Origin of the sequence: Mycobacterium sp. UM_CSW (genome assembly GCF_000455205.1) — a bacterium.
GTDB lineage: Bacteria > Actinomycetota > Actinomycetes > Mycobacteriales > Mycobacteriaceae > Mycobacterium.
Genome location: NZ_AUWQ01000061.1, coordinates 1 through 16,292 on the forward strand (window position 1 = coordinate 1; position 16,292 = coordinate 16,292).

Annotated in this window: 16 protein-coding genes and 1 tRNA gene; 2 read left to right on the top strand and 15 right to left on the bottom strand. The window is 68.6% G+C overall.

All coding sequences use genetic code 11. The features are described 5' to 3' along the window. Positions 1–508: 508 nt before the first annotated feature. From N415_RS20565 to N415_RS20610, 10 genes are all read right to left on the bottom strand, one after another. Positions 509–582, bottom strand: a tRNA-Pro gene (locus tag N415_RS20565). Between the two features lie 60 nt (positions 583–642). Beyond that, positions 643–1,389 carry an IclR family transcriptional regulator gene (locus tag N415_RS20570; protein WP_068186156.1) on the bottom strand — a complete coding sequence of 249 codons (747 nt, stop codon included), beginning with the start codon at positions 1,387–1,389 and terminating at the stop codon, positions 643–645. After that, on the bottom strand, positions 1,386–2,216 hold the full coding sequence (locus tag N415_RS20575; protein WP_068186159.1) for a cyclase family protein: 831 nt from the start codon (positions 2,214–2,216) through the stop codon (positions 1,386–1,388). The genes N415_RS20570 and N415_RS20575 overlap by 4 nt, the downstream gene beginning before the upstream one ends. A gap of 13 nt (positions 2,217–2,229) precedes the next feature. Beyond that, positions 2,230–2,988 carry an SDR family oxidoreductase gene (locus N415_RS20580; RefSeq protein ID WP_239645640.1) on the bottom strand — a complete coding sequence of 253 codons (759 nt, stop codon included), beginning with the start codon at positions 2,986–2,988 and terminating at the stop codon, positions 2,230–2,232. A gap of 328 nt (positions 2,989–3,316) precedes the next feature. Further along, entirely contained in the window at positions 3,317–4,717 is a 1,401-nt protein-coding gene (der, locus tag N415_RS20585; protein WP_068186164.1) for a ribosome biogenesis GTPase Der, read from the bottom strand. Beyond that, entirely contained in the window at positions 4,714–5,388 is a 675-nt protein-coding gene (cmk, locus tag N415_RS20590; protein ID WP_068186166.1) for a (d)CMP kinase, read from the bottom strand. The genes der and cmk overlap by 4 nt, the downstream gene beginning before the upstream one ends. Then, positions 5,385–6,128, bottom strand: a complete 744-nt coding sequence (locus N415_RS20595; protein WP_068186170.1) for a pseudouridine synthase — start codon at positions 6,126–6,128, stop codon at positions 5,385–5,387. The genes cmk and N415_RS20595 overlap by 4 nt, the downstream gene beginning before the upstream one ends. After that, positions 6,128–6,826, bottom strand: coding sequence for an SMC-Scp complex subunit ScpB (scpB, locus tag N415_RS20600; protein ID WP_068186173.1), 699 nt, complete (start codon positions 6,824–6,826; stop codon positions 6,128–6,130). Before scpB ends, N415_RS20595 begins: the two co-directional genes overlap by 1 nt. Then, the gene (locus tag N415_RS20605) at positions 6,823–7,623 is read right to left on the bottom strand and encodes a segregation/condensation protein A (protein WP_068186175.1); all 801 of its coding nucleotides are present in this window, start codon (positions 7,621–7,623) and stop codon (positions 6,823–6,825) included. The genes scpB and N415_RS20605 overlap by 4 nt, the downstream gene beginning before the upstream one ends. Continuing rightward, positions 7,620–8,483, bottom strand: coding sequence for a ParA family protein (locus N415_RS20610; protein ID WP_068108747.1), 864 nt, complete (start codon positions 8,481–8,483; stop codon positions 7,620–7,622). The genes N415_RS20605 and N415_RS20610 overlap by 4 nt, the downstream gene beginning before the upstream one ends. Positions 8,484–8,670: 187 nt before the next feature. Here N415_RS20610 and N415_RS20615 point away from each other — a divergent pair, with 187 nt between their 5' ends. Continuing rightward, on the top strand, positions 8,671–9,423 hold the full coding sequence (locus N415_RS20615) for a class I SAM-dependent methyltransferase (RefSeq protein WP_068186178.1): 753 nt from the start codon (positions 8,671–8,673) through the stop codon (positions 9,421–9,423). A gap of 72 nt (positions 9,424–9,495) precedes the next feature. Here N415_RS20615 and xerD read toward each other — a convergent pair whose 3' ends face one another. The 5 genes from xerD to steA all read right to left on the bottom strand — a co-directional run bounded on the left by xerD (position 9,496) and on the right by steA (position 15,079). Next, positions 9,496–10,437 (bottom strand): site-specific tyrosine recombinase XerD, encoded by a 942-nt coding sequence (gene xerD, locus N415_RS20620; RefSeq protein ID WP_068108751.1) that lies wholly within the window; start codon positions 10,435–10,437, stop codon positions 9,496–9,498. Continuing rightward, complete coding sequence (locus N415_RS20625; protein ID WP_068186186.1) at positions 10,434–11,057, bottom strand: NUDIX hydrolase; 624 nt, start codon at positions 11,055–11,057, stop codon at positions 10,434–10,436. The genes xerD and N415_RS20625 overlap by 4 nt, the downstream gene beginning before the upstream one ends. Continuing rightward, positions 11,050–12,801, bottom strand: coding sequence for a CTP synthase (locus tag N415_RS20630; protein WP_068186181.1), 1,752 nt, complete (start codon positions 12,799–12,801; stop codon positions 11,050–11,052). The genes N415_RS20625 and N415_RS20630 overlap by 8 nt, the downstream gene beginning before the upstream one ends. Before the next feature lie 128 nt (positions 12,802–12,929). Beyond that, positions 12,930–13,874 carry a copper transporter gene (locus N415_RS20635; protein ID WP_068186184.1) on the bottom strand — a complete coding sequence of 315 codons (945 nt, stop codon included), beginning with the start codon at positions 13,872–13,874 and terminating at the stop codon, positions 12,930–12,932. A gap of 23 nt (positions 13,875–13,897) precedes the next feature. Beyond that, positions 13,898–15,079, bottom strand: a complete 1,182-nt coding sequence (gene steA / locus N415_RS20640; protein ID WP_068108759.1) for a putative cytokinetic ring protein SteA — start codon at positions 15,077–15,079, stop codon at positions 13,898–13,900. A 268-nt stretch (positions 15,080–15,347) separates the two neighbouring features. On the opposite strand from steA, the gene N415_RS20645 reads away from it, so the two are divergent. Next, the coding region (locus N415_RS20645; RefSeq protein WP_152531497.1) for a PE family protein at positions 15,348–16,292 on the top strand (945 nt) is incomplete at its 3' end.

The following is a 16,292-nucleotide window of genomic DNA, read 5'->3' on the forward strand; positions in this document are numbered from 1 at the left end:
CATACCACCACCCGGACCGGTTGATAGTCCACCGCCGGGACCGGTGGAAAGTCCGCCGCCCGGCCCTGTGGACCGGTCACGCGGCCATCCCTTGTAAGTCATATGACCATTCTCACCCGATCCCCCGACAGTGCCCGACAAATCCGTCGGTTTGCGTGTCGACAGCATGGTCAAAGCACAGCTGAAAATGGAATCCGTCGGACGCACAGCGGCATCGGCCAATCTGACATGGTGCGTGCTCCCGGCGGACACTGTCCCTTGCCGCGGCCAGAAGACGCAGCCCAGTGAGGATGGCGAAAGCGTCCCGCACTAATGCTCGAATCAGAAACGATGAAGCTGTGGGGTCGCGCGTCCGGCAGTCGGGTGTCATCGACCGCTTGATCAACGCGGGTCGCGACGCACCGAGTTCCTGATGAGTTGTGACAACTTGTGACAACGTGGGGAAGCTTCGAACACGAAGACTTGTTCACCGAACAGCGTATTCGCTGCTCAGGACATCTTCCGACGGTCGGGCTGACAGGATTTGAACCTGCGACCACTTGACCCCCAGTCAAGTGCGCTACCAAACTGCGCCACAGCCCGGATGCCACCGGGATCACCGGCAGCAGGTCGACAGCCTACCGCAGACGAGCCGCGACTCTGCTAATGCCCGAGCGACCTGCGAGTCTGCTCCACCCACGCCAGGAGCGCCTCGGCAAGCTCGGACTCCCGCCGATAGAACCGCTGCGCCGGCACGGGCACGCTGACCGCCACCAGCTGCTCGCCAACCCCCGGCAGCACCGCGCCGACGGCGCAGACGCCTTCGGTCTGCTCCTCGCGGTCGTACGCGACACCTTCGGCGCGAACGCATTCGAGCTCCTTACGCAGCGCCGCCGGCGTCGTGATCGTGTTGTCGGTCAGCCGGGCCAGCCGGCTGGGCAAGACCTGCGCCTGCTGCTCGGGCGGCAGATTGGCCAGCAGCGCCTTGCCATTGGCGCAGCAATGCAACGGAAACGACTCCCCCACCGCGCTGATCGCCCGCAGCCGGTGCGGCGAGACGACCTGGTCGACGAACGTTGCGCGGTCCCCGTCGAGGATCGACAGGTCCACTGTCTCCTCCAGCTCGCGCGACAGCGCCTCCATGAACGGGTGCACGTCCATCACCACGCCGAGCCGCACGGTGCCGGCCATGCGCGCGATTTCGGGCCCGAGCCGATACGGACCGCGGGCCCCCCGCGCGGCCACGAGGCCCTCGTCGTCCAGCGCGCCGAGGATCCGGCTGACAGTGGAGCGGGCCATACCCAGCCGTTCGCCGATCTCGGCCTGACTGAGCCCACCGGGATGCGCTTGCAGCAGCCGCAGAATTTCGCCTGCGCGGGAGATGACCTGGATGCCGCCGTCGGCAGTCACGCCGCGTGTCCCGTCTCGAGGCGGTAGGTCCCGGTCGGATCGACGATCGCGACCAGCCGCACGATGCAGCCGTCGCCGCCCACCCAGCGCCACGGGAACGCGGCGAAGGTGACGCGCTTGCCGGTGACCTTGTCCAGGTCTCCTCCGACGTTCTCGAAGCCGTAGATGCCTTTGGACAGGATCGCGCGGTGGCACGGCTCCCAGTCCGGGAAATCATCGAGCACCTTGCGGCCGGTCTCCTCCTCGTATTCCCTTACCGCCCAGGGCAATAGGCCGCCGGTGTGCTCGGCCGGGCCGTGCGGGGCGATCGCGGTGGCCATCGGGTGATCCAGTGCCTGGGTGTCGGTGCCGACGGCCTTGACGCCCTTGGCCGCGAACCACTCCCCCGCCTCTTTGTAGAAACCAGGCGAGTAGGCGTAGTACTCGGCGCTGTCGGCGTAGGTGTGGTGCCAGCCGGTGTTGACGATGACGATGTCGCCGGGCCGGATCTGCGGCGTCGCGTCCTCGAGGTCTTTGGCGGTGACGACCTCCCACTTCTTCTTCGGGATGGAGACGACGACGCCGGTGCCGAAGAACGCGCTCAGCGGGATCTCATGCAGAAACGGCGTGCCCTCGACCACGTGGGCGGGGGCGTCGATGTGGGTGCCGGAATGCATTACGGTGGTGACCTTTTGGGTCAGCACCCGGCTTTTCGCCATGTTGTGCAGGCGCTCGATCTTCACGTCCTCGAAGTACGGCCACGCCGGCACCCCGTGCCCCCAAGGGTGGGACAGGTCGTAGAACTCCAGCTTCGACTCGGCTTCACCGAGGGGCCAACTGATACTCATGGTTTCCTTTCAATCAACACGCGGTGTAGCCGCCGTCGAGATACATCACCTGGCCGGTGAAGAAGCTCGACGCGTCGCTCAGCAAATAGATCAGTGCGCCGACAAAGTCGTCCGGCTCGGCGAAGCGGCGCAACGGGATTCGCGCGAACATCGCCTCGCGCGTTTGCCGGGCCTTCTCGTCGTCGGCGAACATCCACTCGGTCACCTCGGAGCGGAAAACCGTTGGGGCAAGGGCGTTTACCCGAATGCTGTTCGGGCCCCATTCGGCGGCAAGGCTCTTGGCCAGCAGGTCGGTGGCGCCCTTGGACGGGCAGTAAGCGCTGTAGCCGGCGGGGTGGCCCAGGGAGCCGCGCACCGAGGAGACCAGAACGACGCTGCCGCCGGTGCCCTGCTCCAGCAGGACGCGGCCGGCCGCCTGGCACACCAGCCATGCGCCGCGCGCATTCGCGCCCATCACCCGGTCGAAATCCTCGACCGCCATCTCGGTGATGGGCGCGACGTGGTTCATGCCCGAGGCCACCAGGACACCGTCGAGACGGCCGTGCCGGGCGACGGCCGTTTCCACCATCTCTTGGGCGTCGGCAGGAGTCTCGGGGCGTCGGGCGACTACCGCGGCATTGTCGATGCCGAGTTCGGCAAGTCCCGAGGCGTTGCCGCCGGCCAGCGTCAGCCGGGCGCCCGCGTCGGACAGCGCGCGGGCCGCGACGCTGCCGAGGGCGCCGGTCGCGCCAGTGATCAGGATCGATTTCTCTTCAACGCTGAACAGCTTCATCGCTGTCTCCATAATTCCTACGATGCGGGTATTTCAACCCGATATACGAGAGAGGGTAGTGGCTGCGGTCGCTGAAAATCAATCGCTTACTCCTGTGATGTAGGCGTCATTATCCGTACTGCGGGATTTCTATCGGCAGACGGGATATCCGCATAGCCCTCTCGCCGGGCGGTGGCACGCTTCTGCCCGCCTCGCAGCGACAACTACCTAGTGACGACCCGGAGAAGGGCAACCGAGTTGTCGCTGCGAGGCGGGCACATCGCCTATTGCCCTCCGCGCCGGGGCGCATGTGACAGGTGTGACCCGCACCATCCGGCCGGGACGACGCTCAGCGCCGCTTGGCTCCCCGCTTCTCCCGCACCCGCACGTTGATCCGGATCGGCGAACCCTCGAACCCGAACGTCTCCCGCAGCCGCCGCTCCAGGAACCGCCGGTAACCGGCCTCGAGGAAGCCGGTGGTGAACAACACGAACGTCGGCGGGCGGGCGGTAGCCTGCGTGGCGAACAGAATCCGCGGCTGCTTGCCGCCGCGCACGGGGGGCGGCGTGGCCGCGACGACTTCCTTGATCCAGGTGTTGAGCTGGCCGGTGGAGATCCGCTTGTCCCACGACTCCAGCGCGGTCTCCATGGCCGGCACCAGCTTCTGCACAGCGCGGCCCGTCTTGGCGGAGATGTTGACCCGTTGCGCCCAGCGCAGCTGCGCCAACTCCCGGTCGATCTCGCGCTCCAGCAGATCGCGGCGGTCCTCGTCGACCAGGTCCCACTTGTTGAAGGCCAGCACCAACGCGCGGCCGGCCTCGATCACCATCGACAGCACGCGCTGATCCTGCTCGGTCAGTGTCTCGGACGCGTCGATCAGCACGATGACGACCTCGGCCGCGTCGATGGCCGAGTGGGTGCGCACCGAGGCGTAGAACTCGTGGCCGCTGGCCTGGCCGACCTTGCGCCGCAGGCCCGCGGTGTCGACGAACCGCCACACCTTGCCGCCCAATTCGATGAGCGAGTCGACCGGGTCCACCGTCGTGCCGGCGATGTCGTGCACCACCGAACGTTGGTCTCCCGCAAGCTTGTTCAGCAGCGAGCTCTTGCCCACGTTGGGCTTGCCGACCAGCGCCACCCGTCGCGGGCCGCCCGCTTTGGGCGCGGCCTCGGAGACCTCGGGCAGCTTAGCCAGCACCTCGTCGAGCAGGTCGGCGACGCCGCGGCCGTGCATCGCGCTGATCGCGTGCGGCTCACCGAGCCCCAGCGACCACAACGCGGCGGCGTCGGCCTCGCCCTTCTCGCTGTCAACCTTGTTGGCGGCCAAGAAGACCGGCTTGCCCGAACGCAGCAGGATGCGCGCCGCGGCCTCGTCGGCCGCGGTGGCGCCGACGGTGGCGTCGACCACTAGGATCACGGCGTCGGCGGTGCGCATGGCCACCGACGCCTGCTCGGCCACCAGCTGCTGCAGGCCCTTGGCGTCGGGCTCCCATCCCCCGGTGTCCTGCACGACGAACCGGCGCCCGGTCCAGAGCGCGTCGTAGGACACGCGGTCGCGCGTCACGCCGGGAACGTCCTGCACCACCGCCTCGCGCCGTCCGAGGATCCGGTTGACCAGGGTCGACTTGCCGACGTTGGGCCGGCCCACCACCGCGACCACGGGCGCGGGGCCGGGCTCGTCGACGTCCGAGAGTCCGGAATCGCCAAGCTCCCAATCGCTTTCGTCGGACCAGGTGCCGTCGGAGGTCATCGCACCGCCCCGCTTTTCTGCCGGACCAGCTCGAGCAGGTGGGCGATCACCTGGGCCTCGTTCATGTCGCTGGTGTCGACGACCACCGCGTCGTCGGCCGCGCGCAGCGGCGACACCGCCCGGGTCGAGTCCAGATGGTCGCGGCGGCGCACGTCGGCCAGCACGCCCTCGTAATCGTCGGCCAGGCCGGATGCGACGTTTTGGTCGTTGCGGCGTCGCGCACGAGTCTCTGCCGATGCGGTCAGGAAGATCTTCACTGGCGCGTCGGGCAAGACCACGGTGCCGATGTCCCTGCCTTCGACGACGACGCTGCCAGTCCCCTCGGCCAAAGCCCGCTGCAACCCCACCAGCCGCGCGCGAACGGCCGGCACCGCCGACACCGCCGACACCGCACGGGTCACCTCGTCGCCACGGATCTCGACCGAAACATCCTCTCCAGCAAGGAAGTAGCGGTCGTCGTTTACCGAGAGCGGCACCGTCGACGCCACGGTCGATACGGCTTCGGCATCGGCCGGGTCGACCCCGGCGCGCAGCACCGCCAGCGTCACAATCCGGTACATCGCCCCGGTGTCCAGGTAGCGGGCGCTCAGCGCCCGCGCCAAACCCTTTGACACCGAGGACTTCCCGGTCCCGGCCGGTCCGTCGATGGCGACAACGACGTCGGAGTTCACAGCCCGACCGCCTTATACAGCGCACCGACCTCGTCGCGCCGCAACGCCCGGATGCTGCCCGGACGCTGCTCGCCCAGCGACACCGCGCCGATGTCGGTGCGCACCAGCGCCTCTACCGGGAAGCCGGCGGCGGCCAGCAGCCGGCGCACGATCCGGTTGCGTCCTTCGTGCAATGTCAAGCGCACCAACGTCTTCCCGGGAATCGCGTCCACCACGGCGAAGTCGTCGACGCGCGCCACCCCGTCGTCCAGCTCGATCCCGGCCCGCAGCCGCTTGCCCAGCCCGCGCGGCACCGTGCCGGCCACGGTCGCCAGGTAGGTCTTGGGCACCTCGTGGGAGGGATGCATCAACCGGTGCGCCAGCTCGCCGTCGTTGGTCAGCAGGATCAGCCCCTCGGTGTCGGCGTCCAACCGGCCGACGTGAAAGAGGTTCTTGTTGCCGCGGACTCGGCGCTCGATCAGGTCGCCGATGCACGGCCGGCCGCGTTCGTCCGACATGGTCGAGTGCATGCCGCGCGGCTTGTTCAGCGCCAGGTACACCATCGAGTCGTCGACCACCACCCGCGCACCGTCGACGCGGATCACCGAGGCGTCGGGGTCGACGCGGGTCCCGAGCTCGGTCACCACCTGCCCGTCGACCTCGACGCGGCCATCGATGATCAGCTTCTCCGCCGCCCGCCGCGAGGCAATTCCGGCCTGGGACAAGATTTTTTGCAGCCGGACCCCTTCAGATTCGGCCATCAATCCTTGTCCACATCGAAGGACAGCGATTGCTCGGACGCCGAACCGCCCGCGAGTTTGATGAAACGTGGCTCGCTGTCCAGGGATTCGGTGAGGTCCTCGATCGTGTCGACGTCGGGAAGCAGCGGCGCGATGTCGGGAAGGTCGCCCAGCGACTCCAACCCCAGGCGCTCCAGAAACAGCTCGGTGGTGGCGAACGTCGTCGCGCCGGTGTCGTCGTCGACGCCGGCCTCGGTGATCAGGCCGCGGGCCAGCAGGGTGCGCATGACGGCGTCGACGTTGACCCCGCGCACCGCGCTGACCCGCGCGCGGGTCACGGGCTGGCGGTAGGCGACGACGGCCAGCGTCTCCAGCGCGGCCCGGGTGAGCTTGGATCGCGCGCCGTCCAACAGCAGCTTCTCGACATAGGGGGCGAAGCGGGCGCGGGTGTACATCCGCCAGCCCTCGCTGTTCTGCCGCAGATCGATCCCGCTGTCGCGCTCGGCGAGTTCCTCGGACATCTGCTGCAGCTTGGCCGCGATACGGTAGACGGGTTGCCCGGTGGCCGCGCCCAGCGCCTCGACGGTGACCGGGGTGTCCACCACCAGCAACAGCGCCTCCAGCACCGAGCCGAGTTCGTCGGCGTCCATCGGCGCCGCCTCGGCGATCTCAATCCCCAGATCGATCTCGGGCGGCTCTTCGGGCAACTCTTCAGTCATTCGTCACGCACTTCTGCCGGCCGTTCCCCGGTCCACGAAATTTGGAGCACGCCAAGCGGCTCTGACTGGTCGAATGCTACCGTCCGGGTCCGGTACAGCTCGAGCAGCGCCAGGAAGCGGCCGACGACCTCCAGCGGCGCCTCGCAGTCGGCGACCAACTCGGAAAACGTCGCCCACTGGCCGCTGCCCCGGGCCTCCAGGATCTCCAGCAACTTCTTCGCCTGCTCGGGAACCGATACCGCCACCTCGTGCAGGTGTCCGATCGACACCGTCGGCACGGGCCGCGGAGTGAACGCGACCGCGGCGATCTGGGCGAACCGTTCGGCGTCGACGCCGAGCATCACCTCAGGGAGCAGCTCGGTGAACCGGTCCTCCAGCGACACCGCGCGCGGGTAGCTGCGCAGCGCGGCGGCCTCCAGCTCGGCGAACATCTCCGCGACGTGCTTGAACGCCCGGTACTGCAGCAGCCGGGCGAACAGCAGGTCGCGCACCTCCAGCAGCGCCAGGTCCTCTTCGTCGTCGATCTGCCCTGCCGGCAGCAGGCGCGCGGCCTTGAGGTCGAGCAGCGTCGCCGCGATCACCAGGAAGGCGGTGGTCTCCTCCAGCCCCAGCTGGGAGCCGATCTCTTTGGTGTACGCGATGAAGTCGTCGGTGACCTGGTGCAGCGCGACCTCGGTGACGTCGAGGCGATGGGCGAAGATCAGCTGCAGCAGCAGGTCAAACGGCCCCTCGAAGTTCGTGAGGCGGACCTGGAAGCCGGTCTGGGGTGGCGCCTCACCGTTGGCGGTTGAGTTCACGCGCCGAATCGGTGGATGAACTCGCGGGCCAACGCGCGATAGGCGATCGCGCCGGTCGATCGGGGCGCCCAGGTGGTGATCGGTTCGCCCGCCACGCTGGTCTCCGGGAACCGCACGGTCCGGGTGATCACGGTGTCGAACACCAGGTCCCCGAACCGCTCCACGACGCGGGCCATCACCTCACGCGCGTTGACGGTGCGCGGGTCGTAACGGGTGAGCAGGATGCCGCTGATCTCCAGCTTCGGGTTGAGCCGGTCGCGCACCTTGTCGACCGTATCGGTGAGCAGCGCCAGGCCGCGCAGCGAGAAGTACTCGCACTCGGTCGGGATCACCACGCCGTCGGCGCAGGCCAGCCCGTTGACGGTCAGCAGGCCTAGGGACGGCTGGCAGTCGATCAGCACATAGTCGTAGCGGTCCAGCACCGGGTACAGCGCGCGGCCCAGAGTCTGCTCGCGGCCCACCTCGTTGACCAGCTGGATCTCGGCGGCCGACAGGTCGATGTTGCTGGGCACCAGGTCCATGTGGTTGACCCGGGTCTTGAGCAGCACGTCGTCGATCGACACCCGCGGTTCCACGAGCACGTTGTGGATGGTCTTGTCCAGCTCGTAGTGCGGGACACCCAGGCCCGCCGACAGCGCGCCCTGCGGGTCCATGTCCACCAGCAGCACCCGGCGACCGTACTCGGCGAGCGCGGCGCCCAGGTTGATGGTCGACGTGGTCTTCCCGACGCCGCCCTTCTGGTTGCACATCGCGACGACCTTGGCGGGGCCGTGCGAGGTGCGCGGCGCGGGCTCAGGGATCGCCCTTGGCGGGCGTCCCGTCAAGCCGATCTCGACGCCGTTTTCCGGGTGCTCGGTCATCACGCCCGGCGTGTTCGGGAGGTGAACATCGCTCGAAAGTCTAACGGCTTCGCGCATTTAACCCGGGCGCCGCGCTGGCGAGTCACCAGCCAATATGGGCGAAAATCGCTGGTCGAGCGCTCATCCGTAAGGGGAGTTAACTTCAGTCACACCAGCAACATTCGGGAGGTCACTATCGTGGATACCTATGGACCTCAAGCGACGGCTGCCCATCCTGCGCTGGTCGGTGTGGCGGATGGCCACCGGCGTGCGCAACATCACCACGACGGGCCAGATCGGTGACGGCCGGGAGGCGGCCGCCGCCGAATACGTGCTGCGGAACGCCCGCGCCGGCGACATCGACGGCGCGCTGGCCGCCCTGGACAAGTTCGCCTACGAGAAGTCGATGCTGATGAGCATCGGCGACGAGAAGGGTCTCCTGCTCGACGCGGCCGTGCGCCGCGCCGAGCCCGCGCTGGCCCTCGAGCTGGGCACCTACTGCGGCTACGGCGCGCTGCGCATCGCCCGCGCCGCCCCCAAGGCCAAGGTGTATTCCGTCGAGCTCGCCGAGGCCAACGCCGCCAACGCCCGCCGGATCTGGGAGCACGCCGGCGTGGCCGACCGGGTCACCTGTGTCGTCGGCACCATCGGCGACGGCGGGCGCACGCTGGACGCGCTGGCGGGCGAGCATGGATTCGCTTCGGGCGCACTGGATTTCGTGTTTCTCGACCACGACAAGAACGCCTACCTGGGCGACCTGATGAGCATCGTCGATCGGGGCTGGCTGCATCCGGGCGCGATCGTCGTCGCCGACAACGTGCGAATCCCCGGCGCGCCGAAGTACCGCGAATACATGCGTCAGCAACAGGGCAAGGGCTGGAACACCGTCGAGCACAAGGCACACCTCGAATACCAGTCGATGGTGTCCGACCTGGTGCTCGAGTCCGAATACCTGGGCTAGCTTCCCCGCGAGCAGACGCAAAATCGCACGAAAACAGGCGATCTAGTGCGAGTTTGCGTCTGCTCGCGACAGCTACTGAGCGCGCGGGTGCGCGCCCGCCCACACCTCGCGCAGCGCGTGCACGGTGACCAGCGTGTAGATCTGCGTCGTCGTCACCGACGCGTGCCCCAATAATTCCTGCACGACGCGGACGTCCGCGCCGCCCTCCAGCAGGTGGGTCGCGAAAGAATGCCGCAACATGTGCGGCGACACCCCCGAGGTGATGCCGGCACGCTCGGCGGCGTCCTGCAGCACCTGCCACGCGCTCTGCCGCGACAGCCGGCCCCCGCGGGCGTTGAGGAAGATGGCGGGCGTGCCGCGGCCGCGGCGCGCCAGGTCGGGGCGGCCGCGCACCAGGTAGGCGTCCAGCGCCTGCACGGCGGGGCGCCCGATGGGCACCAGCCGCTGCTTGCCCCCCTTGCCGCGCAGCAGCACCGACCGTGCCTCGGTGTCGATGTCGTCGACGTCGAGGCCGACGGCCTCGGAGATCCGAGATCCGGTGGAGTACAACAACTCCAGCAGCGCGCGGTTGCGCAGCGTCAGCGGGCCGTCGCTCGGGCCGTCTCCGCCGGCGCCTTCCAGCAGCGCCAGCACCTGGTCGATCGTCAGGCTCTTGGGGAGCCGACGGCCAGGCGTCGGGGGGCGGACGGCCCGAGCCACGTCCAGCTCGGCCAGGCCTTCGGCGGCGGCGAACCGGTGCAGGCCGCGCACCGCGATCAGCGCCCGCGCCGCCGACACCGCCGACAGCGCCGCCGTCCCGGCCTCGGGGTCGCCGCGGCGCAGCGAGACGAGGAACTCGCTGACGTCGTCCTCGCCGACCTTGGCCAGGTCGTGAATTCCGCGGTCCGACAGGTGCTTCGAATAGCGGCGCAGGTCGCGGCGATAGGAGGTCAGCGTGTTCTTCGCCACGCCCCGCTCGATGGTCAGGTGGTCGAGGTAGCCCTGCAGCTGGGTGTCCAGAACCGCCGCCGTCATTGCGCGGCCTTTCGCGCGGCGAACGCGGTCGGCTTGTCGAGCCACGGGCTGCCGGGCGGACGCGTCATCATGAACTCGGTGGTGGCGACGTGCGCGGCCAAAATCCCCGCCACCGCAATGGCATTCACGATCTCGCCCCTGAACACCTTGTCGACGGCATCTTCCAGCGGATACCACTGCAGCGTCATGTCGGCCTCTTCGTCGTGCGCCTCGGGCCGGTCCACCTGGGTGAGGTCGGTGGCCAGGTAGACACGCACCGATTCGTCGCTGAAGCCGGGCGTGGAGTCGAGGTCGACGAGCACGCGCCAGGTGTCGGCCTTCAGGCCGGCCTCCTCGTGCAGTTCCCGGGCGGCGGTCAGCTCCGCGGGCTCGCCGCCGACGTCGAGCAGCCCGGCGGGCAGCTCCCACAGCCGCCGCCCGAACGCGTGCCGGTACTGATAGACCAACGGGATGTTGCCGTCGTCGTCCATCGCCACCACGGCCACCGCGCCGAAGTGCTCGACGACCTCACGGGTGACGAGCTTGCCGCCGGGCATCCGGACCTGATCGCGGCGCAGCGCGAAAATCTTTCCGGTGTGCAGCGTTTCGGATGACGCCGTCTCGAAGACGTGCTCAGCCACGGGTCGCGGGCTCGGGTAGCGGCCGCTGAACGCTGTCACGATGCTGGTTGCCGTTGGACGACTGCTCCGGGATCTCCACCGGAAGCTGCTCGCCCGCCTTGTAGTCCAGGGACGCCTTGACGAACGCGACGAACAGCGGGTGCGGCCGGGTGGGCCGGCTCTTGAGCTCCGGGTGGGCCTGGGTGCCGACGATGAACGGATGCACCTCGGGCGGATACTCGACGAACTCGACGAGGTGGCCGTCGGGCGAGGTGCCCGAGAAGCGCAGACCGCTCTCGGCGATCTTGTCGCGGTAGGCGTTGTTGACCTCGTAGCGGTGCCGGTGTCGCTCCGAGACCTCCGTCGCGCCGTACGCCTGGGCCACAATCGAATCCGGCTCCAGCACCGCGGGGTAGGCGCCGAGCCGCATGGTGCCGCCGAGGTCCGCATTGCCGGCGACGATGTGCTCCTGGTCGGCCATCGTGGAGATGACGGGATCCGGTGTGCCCGGCTCGAATTCGGCCGAGTTGGCCTCCGTGAGGCCGGCCGAGCGGGCGGCCTCGATCACGATGCACTGCAGCCCGAGGCACAGCCCCAGCACCGGCAGACCGCGGCCGCGGGCGTGCCGGATGGCGCCGATCTTGCCCTCGATGCCGCGGATGCCGAAACCGCCGGGGACCAGGACCCCATGCACGTCGCTCAGCGCGGCGGCGGCGTCATGAGGATTGGCACAGTCGTCGGACGGTATCCACACCATCTCGACCTTGGCCTGGTGCTTGAACCCGCCGGCGCGCAGCGCCTCGGTGACCGACAGATAAGCGTCGGACAGCTCGACGTACTTGCCCACCAACGCGATTCGCACGGTCTCGTGCGGCTCGTGCACCCGGCGCAGCAGGTCGTCCCATTCGGTCCAGTCGACGTCGCGGAACGGCAGGTTGAGCCGGCGCACCACGAACGCGTCGAGCTCCTCGCGGTGCAACACCTTCGGGATGTCGTAGATCGACTTCGCGTCCGGGGTGGAGATGACGCCGTCGATGTCGACGTCACACATCAGGGCGATCTTGTTCTTCAGCGGCTCAGGGACGTCGCGATCGCAGCGCAGGATCAGCGCGTCCGGGGTGATACCGATGCTGCGCAGCGCGGCCACCGAGTGCTGGGTGGGCTTGGTCTTGAGCTCACCCGAGGGCGCCAGGTACGGCACCAGCGACACGTGCAGGAAGAACACGTTTTCCCGCCCGAGGTCGTGGCGCACCTGGCGCGCCGCCTCCAGAAAGGGCTGCGACTCGATATCGCCTACGGTGCCGCCGATTTCGGTGATGACGACGTCCGGGCGATTCCCATCGGCGTCCGGCTGCGCCATGGCTAGGATGCGCCGCTTGATCTCGTCGGTGATGTGCGGGATGACCTGGACGGTGTCGCCGAGGTACTCGCCGCGCCGCTCCTTGGCGATGACGGTCGAATACACTTGCCCGGTCGTCACATTCGCCGACCCGGACAGGTCGCGGTCCAGGAACCGCTCGTAGTGGCCCACGTCGAGATCGGTCTCGGCGCCGTCCTCGGTGACGAACACCTCGCCGTGCTGGAACGGGTTCATGGTGCCCGGGTCCACGTTGAGGTACGGGTCGAGCTTTTGCATCGTCACGTGCAACCCGCGGGCCGTCAGTAGCTGCCCCAAGCTGCTGGCGGTGAGCCCCTTGCCGAGCGAGGAAGCAACCCCACCGCTGACGAAGAGGTGCTTGGTGGCGGTTTGCGGGTGCTTTCGCACAGGCGACCTCCGTGAAGACGGGCAGGGCTTGGATTTTGCTAGCTGGGCCTGCCGACCCACGGAAATCCACCCTAACATCCGCCACGCCGACGCGCCGCGAACACGCCCTAGCGAGGCCCACCGACGATTTACTGGGGCACGGTGATCGAGGTGGCGCCGTGCCCGGTGCCGTATTGCCCGATGTGGCCGCCGTTGATCAGATCGTGCAGGCCCAGGACCGTGGTGATCCGTCCCGGTGCGGCCTCGATGTCGTCGACGGTGCTGATCGCAGAGTTGATGCCGGCGTCGGCGCGGGCGACGGCGACTGCTGAGCCCCCCGTCGCCGAACCGTCCCGGCCCGCCAGCAGGGTGCCCGAGCCGTGCGGCGCCAGCGCGGCGGAGAACCGGGCCACGCTCACGCCCTGATTGCCGGCGTCCTGGGGCAACGCGCCGCCGGTGACGACCAGCGCGGCGTTGGCCGCCCCCAGGTGGTCGGCGGGCTGATAGGTGATGAAGCCGGTGTCGCGCAGCGACGCCAGCACGGTGTCACGCTGCGCGTCGTCAATCGGCGGGGTGGCCGGGTTGGCGTTGATCAGCATGGCGATGCCGAGCAGGTCGCCGGCCTGCGAGCCCTGGTCGACGAGCTTGGTGCTCAACTGCTGACCGGCGGGCAGGATCGAGGAGTTCACCACCGTCCGCAGCTTCTCCGCGGAGTTGGCGTCGACGAACTCCTGGGTGAGCGAGACCGTTCCGGCGACGGTTCCGCCGGCCTGGCCGATGAATTTCGCGATCGCGGCGACGTCGTCGTCCCGGGCGTCCGGGGTGCGGAACATCACCACCGACTTCCCACCCAGCGCGTCGTGCACGATCCGGCCGGCCAGCTGGCTGTCGAAATTATTTGCAGCGGCTAGCTTTTCGTTCATCGCGTTCTTCTGGTCGTTCAGGCCGTTGATCTGGGTGTACAGGTCGCGCTTCTCGTCACGCAGGCTGGACAGCAGGGTGTCCGAGAGGAATCCGGAACCGAGCACGACGCCCACGGCCAGCGCCAGGAAGACCGCGGCCAGGGATAGGGCGTGTTGGCGTAACGAGATCATTTAACGCACCGTTCGTCGAAAAGCTATGTGAGCAAGTGCTGTATCCACAGGGTGAAGTGGTTCCAGTAGTGGGTGATCCAGTGCATCACCACGCCGTCGGTGCGCGAGACCCACAGCGCGACGATGACGGCGATCAGCATCGTCAGCGCCAGCAGCGCGATGGCGCCGGCCGAAATGTGGTTGCGGTACAAGGTCGCAACGGCCTTGGCGTCGACCACCTTCTCCCCCACCCGCAGCCTCGTCAAGAACGTCGAGGGGTTGCTCTGGGTGCGGTTGCGGTCGAAGAACGTCTCGATGTTGGCGGTGTGGCCGGCCGTCACGAGCAACGCGGCGCCGTGGTGATCGGCCAGCAGCAAGGCCAGGTCGACCGCCGAACCGGCGGCCGGGAAGGTCATCGCCCCGACGCCGAGGTCCTGGATCCGCTCCAGGCCCGGCGCGTGGCCGTCGGCGTCGGCGGGCAGCACGACCTGGGCGCCGCACTTGAGGGTGTCGGTGCTGATCTGGTCTGGGTCGCCGACGATGATCTGCGGGCGATAACCGTTCTTGCGCAACACATCCGCACCGGTGCCGACACCGATGAGCACCGGCTGGTACTCCTTGATGAACGGCTTGAGGGAGCGCAGCTCGTCCTCGGCACTGGGCTCGTCGGCCACGATCACCACGTGCCGGCGGCGCAGGTCGACGTCGATGTCGGGGATGCCGATGCCGTCGATCAACAGCGGGCTCTCGCTCTTGATGAACTCGATCGTGTTGCCGGCGAACGCCTCCAGGTGGGCCGCGAGGCCGCTCTTGGCCTCCCGCATCAGGTCGGCGATGTCGTGGTCGGTCCGCTCGGTGCCGCGGACCAGCCGCCGGTCACCGGAATACACGCCGCCCTCGTAGAGGCGAATCTTGGCGCCGTCCTTGACCTTCTTGAAGACCTCGGGCCCGGTCTCGTCGATCAGGGTCACCCCGTTGTTGACCAGAACCTCGGGGCCAAGGTTGGGGTAGCGCCCCGACACCGACGGTGACGCGTTGACGACGGCGGCGATGTCGGCCTCCACCAACGCGTCCGCGGTGATGCGGTCCAGATCGAGGATGTCGAGCACCACGATGTCTCCGGGGCACACCCTGCGCAGCAGGCGATCGATGTTCCGGTCGACCCGGGCGGTGCCGGTGAGGCCCGGCCGTGTCGTGTTACGCGAAAGCAGACCTGACATCTTCATGGGGGCGATTCTGTCCGCGAAGCCAAGGCGAGGCGAGTAGGCGCGCCGTAACATGCGCCTCATAAGTTATCTAGAGTCACATTAGTAACAGGCCGATCCCGGTTCGGTCGCGGCGAGGGTCCACAGTTTTACGGGAGTTGCGGCTTGTCGTCGTACCGACCCGCACGCTCGCTTCACGCCGGTGCCCGGGCGCACAAATAAATGGGGAGAATTCCCCATCAACTGGCGCCGCCTCGCCGCGCACACTTCACAGCGACGGGAGGCGGCGATGTCTTTTGTGATTGCGGCGCCGGATTTCATGGCGGCGGCGACGACGGATTTGTCCAACATCGGCTCGGCGGTCAACGCCGCGAACGCGGCCGCGGCGGCCCGCACCACCGCGCTGCTGGCGGCCGGCGCCGACGAGGTGTCGGCGGCGGTGGCCTCACTGTTTTCTGTTCACGCGTTGGAGTTTCAGGCGCTTAGCACGCAGGCGGCGGCGTTTCATGCCCAGTTCGTGGCGGTCTTGGGCGGGGCCGGGGCCGCCTATGCGACCACCGAGGCGGCCAACGCGTCGCCGCTGGACGCCGTCTGGCAACCCGTTCGCGCGGTGATCAATTTGCCCACCGAACTGTTGCTGGGCACCCCGCTGATCGGCAAAGGGATCAATGGTGCCCCGGGGACCGGGCAGGCCGGTGGGCCGGGCGGGCTGTTGTTCGGCCCCGGCGGCGACGGCGGTTCCGGCGCGCCCGGACAACCCGGCGGCCGCGGCGGCAACGCCTGGTTCTTCGGCAACGGCGGGCACGGTGGCGCCGGCGGGACGGGCATCACCGGCACCGCGGGCACCTCCAGCGCCAACGGCGGCACCGGCGGCATCGGCGGCGCGGGCGGCGCCGGCGGAAACGGCGGGCTGATCTACGGCAACGGCGGCAACGGCGGTGCCGGCGGATTGGGCGGGGCCGGCGGGGCCGGCGGGGCCGGCAGCTCCGGTCTGATCGTCGGCAACGGCACAGACGGTGGCCACGGCGGCAACGGCGGCGCGGGCGGGGTCGGCGGGCAACGCCCGGGCTTGTTCGGCCATGACGGCCTCGCCGGCAACGGCGGCAACGGCGGCGACGGTGGCCAGGGCGGCCACGGCGGCACCAACGTCTTCGCCGGCAACGGTGGCAACGGCGGCAACGGCGGGGCCGCCGGCATCGGTGGCAGCAGCGGCGGCGTCGGCGGCACCGCCGGC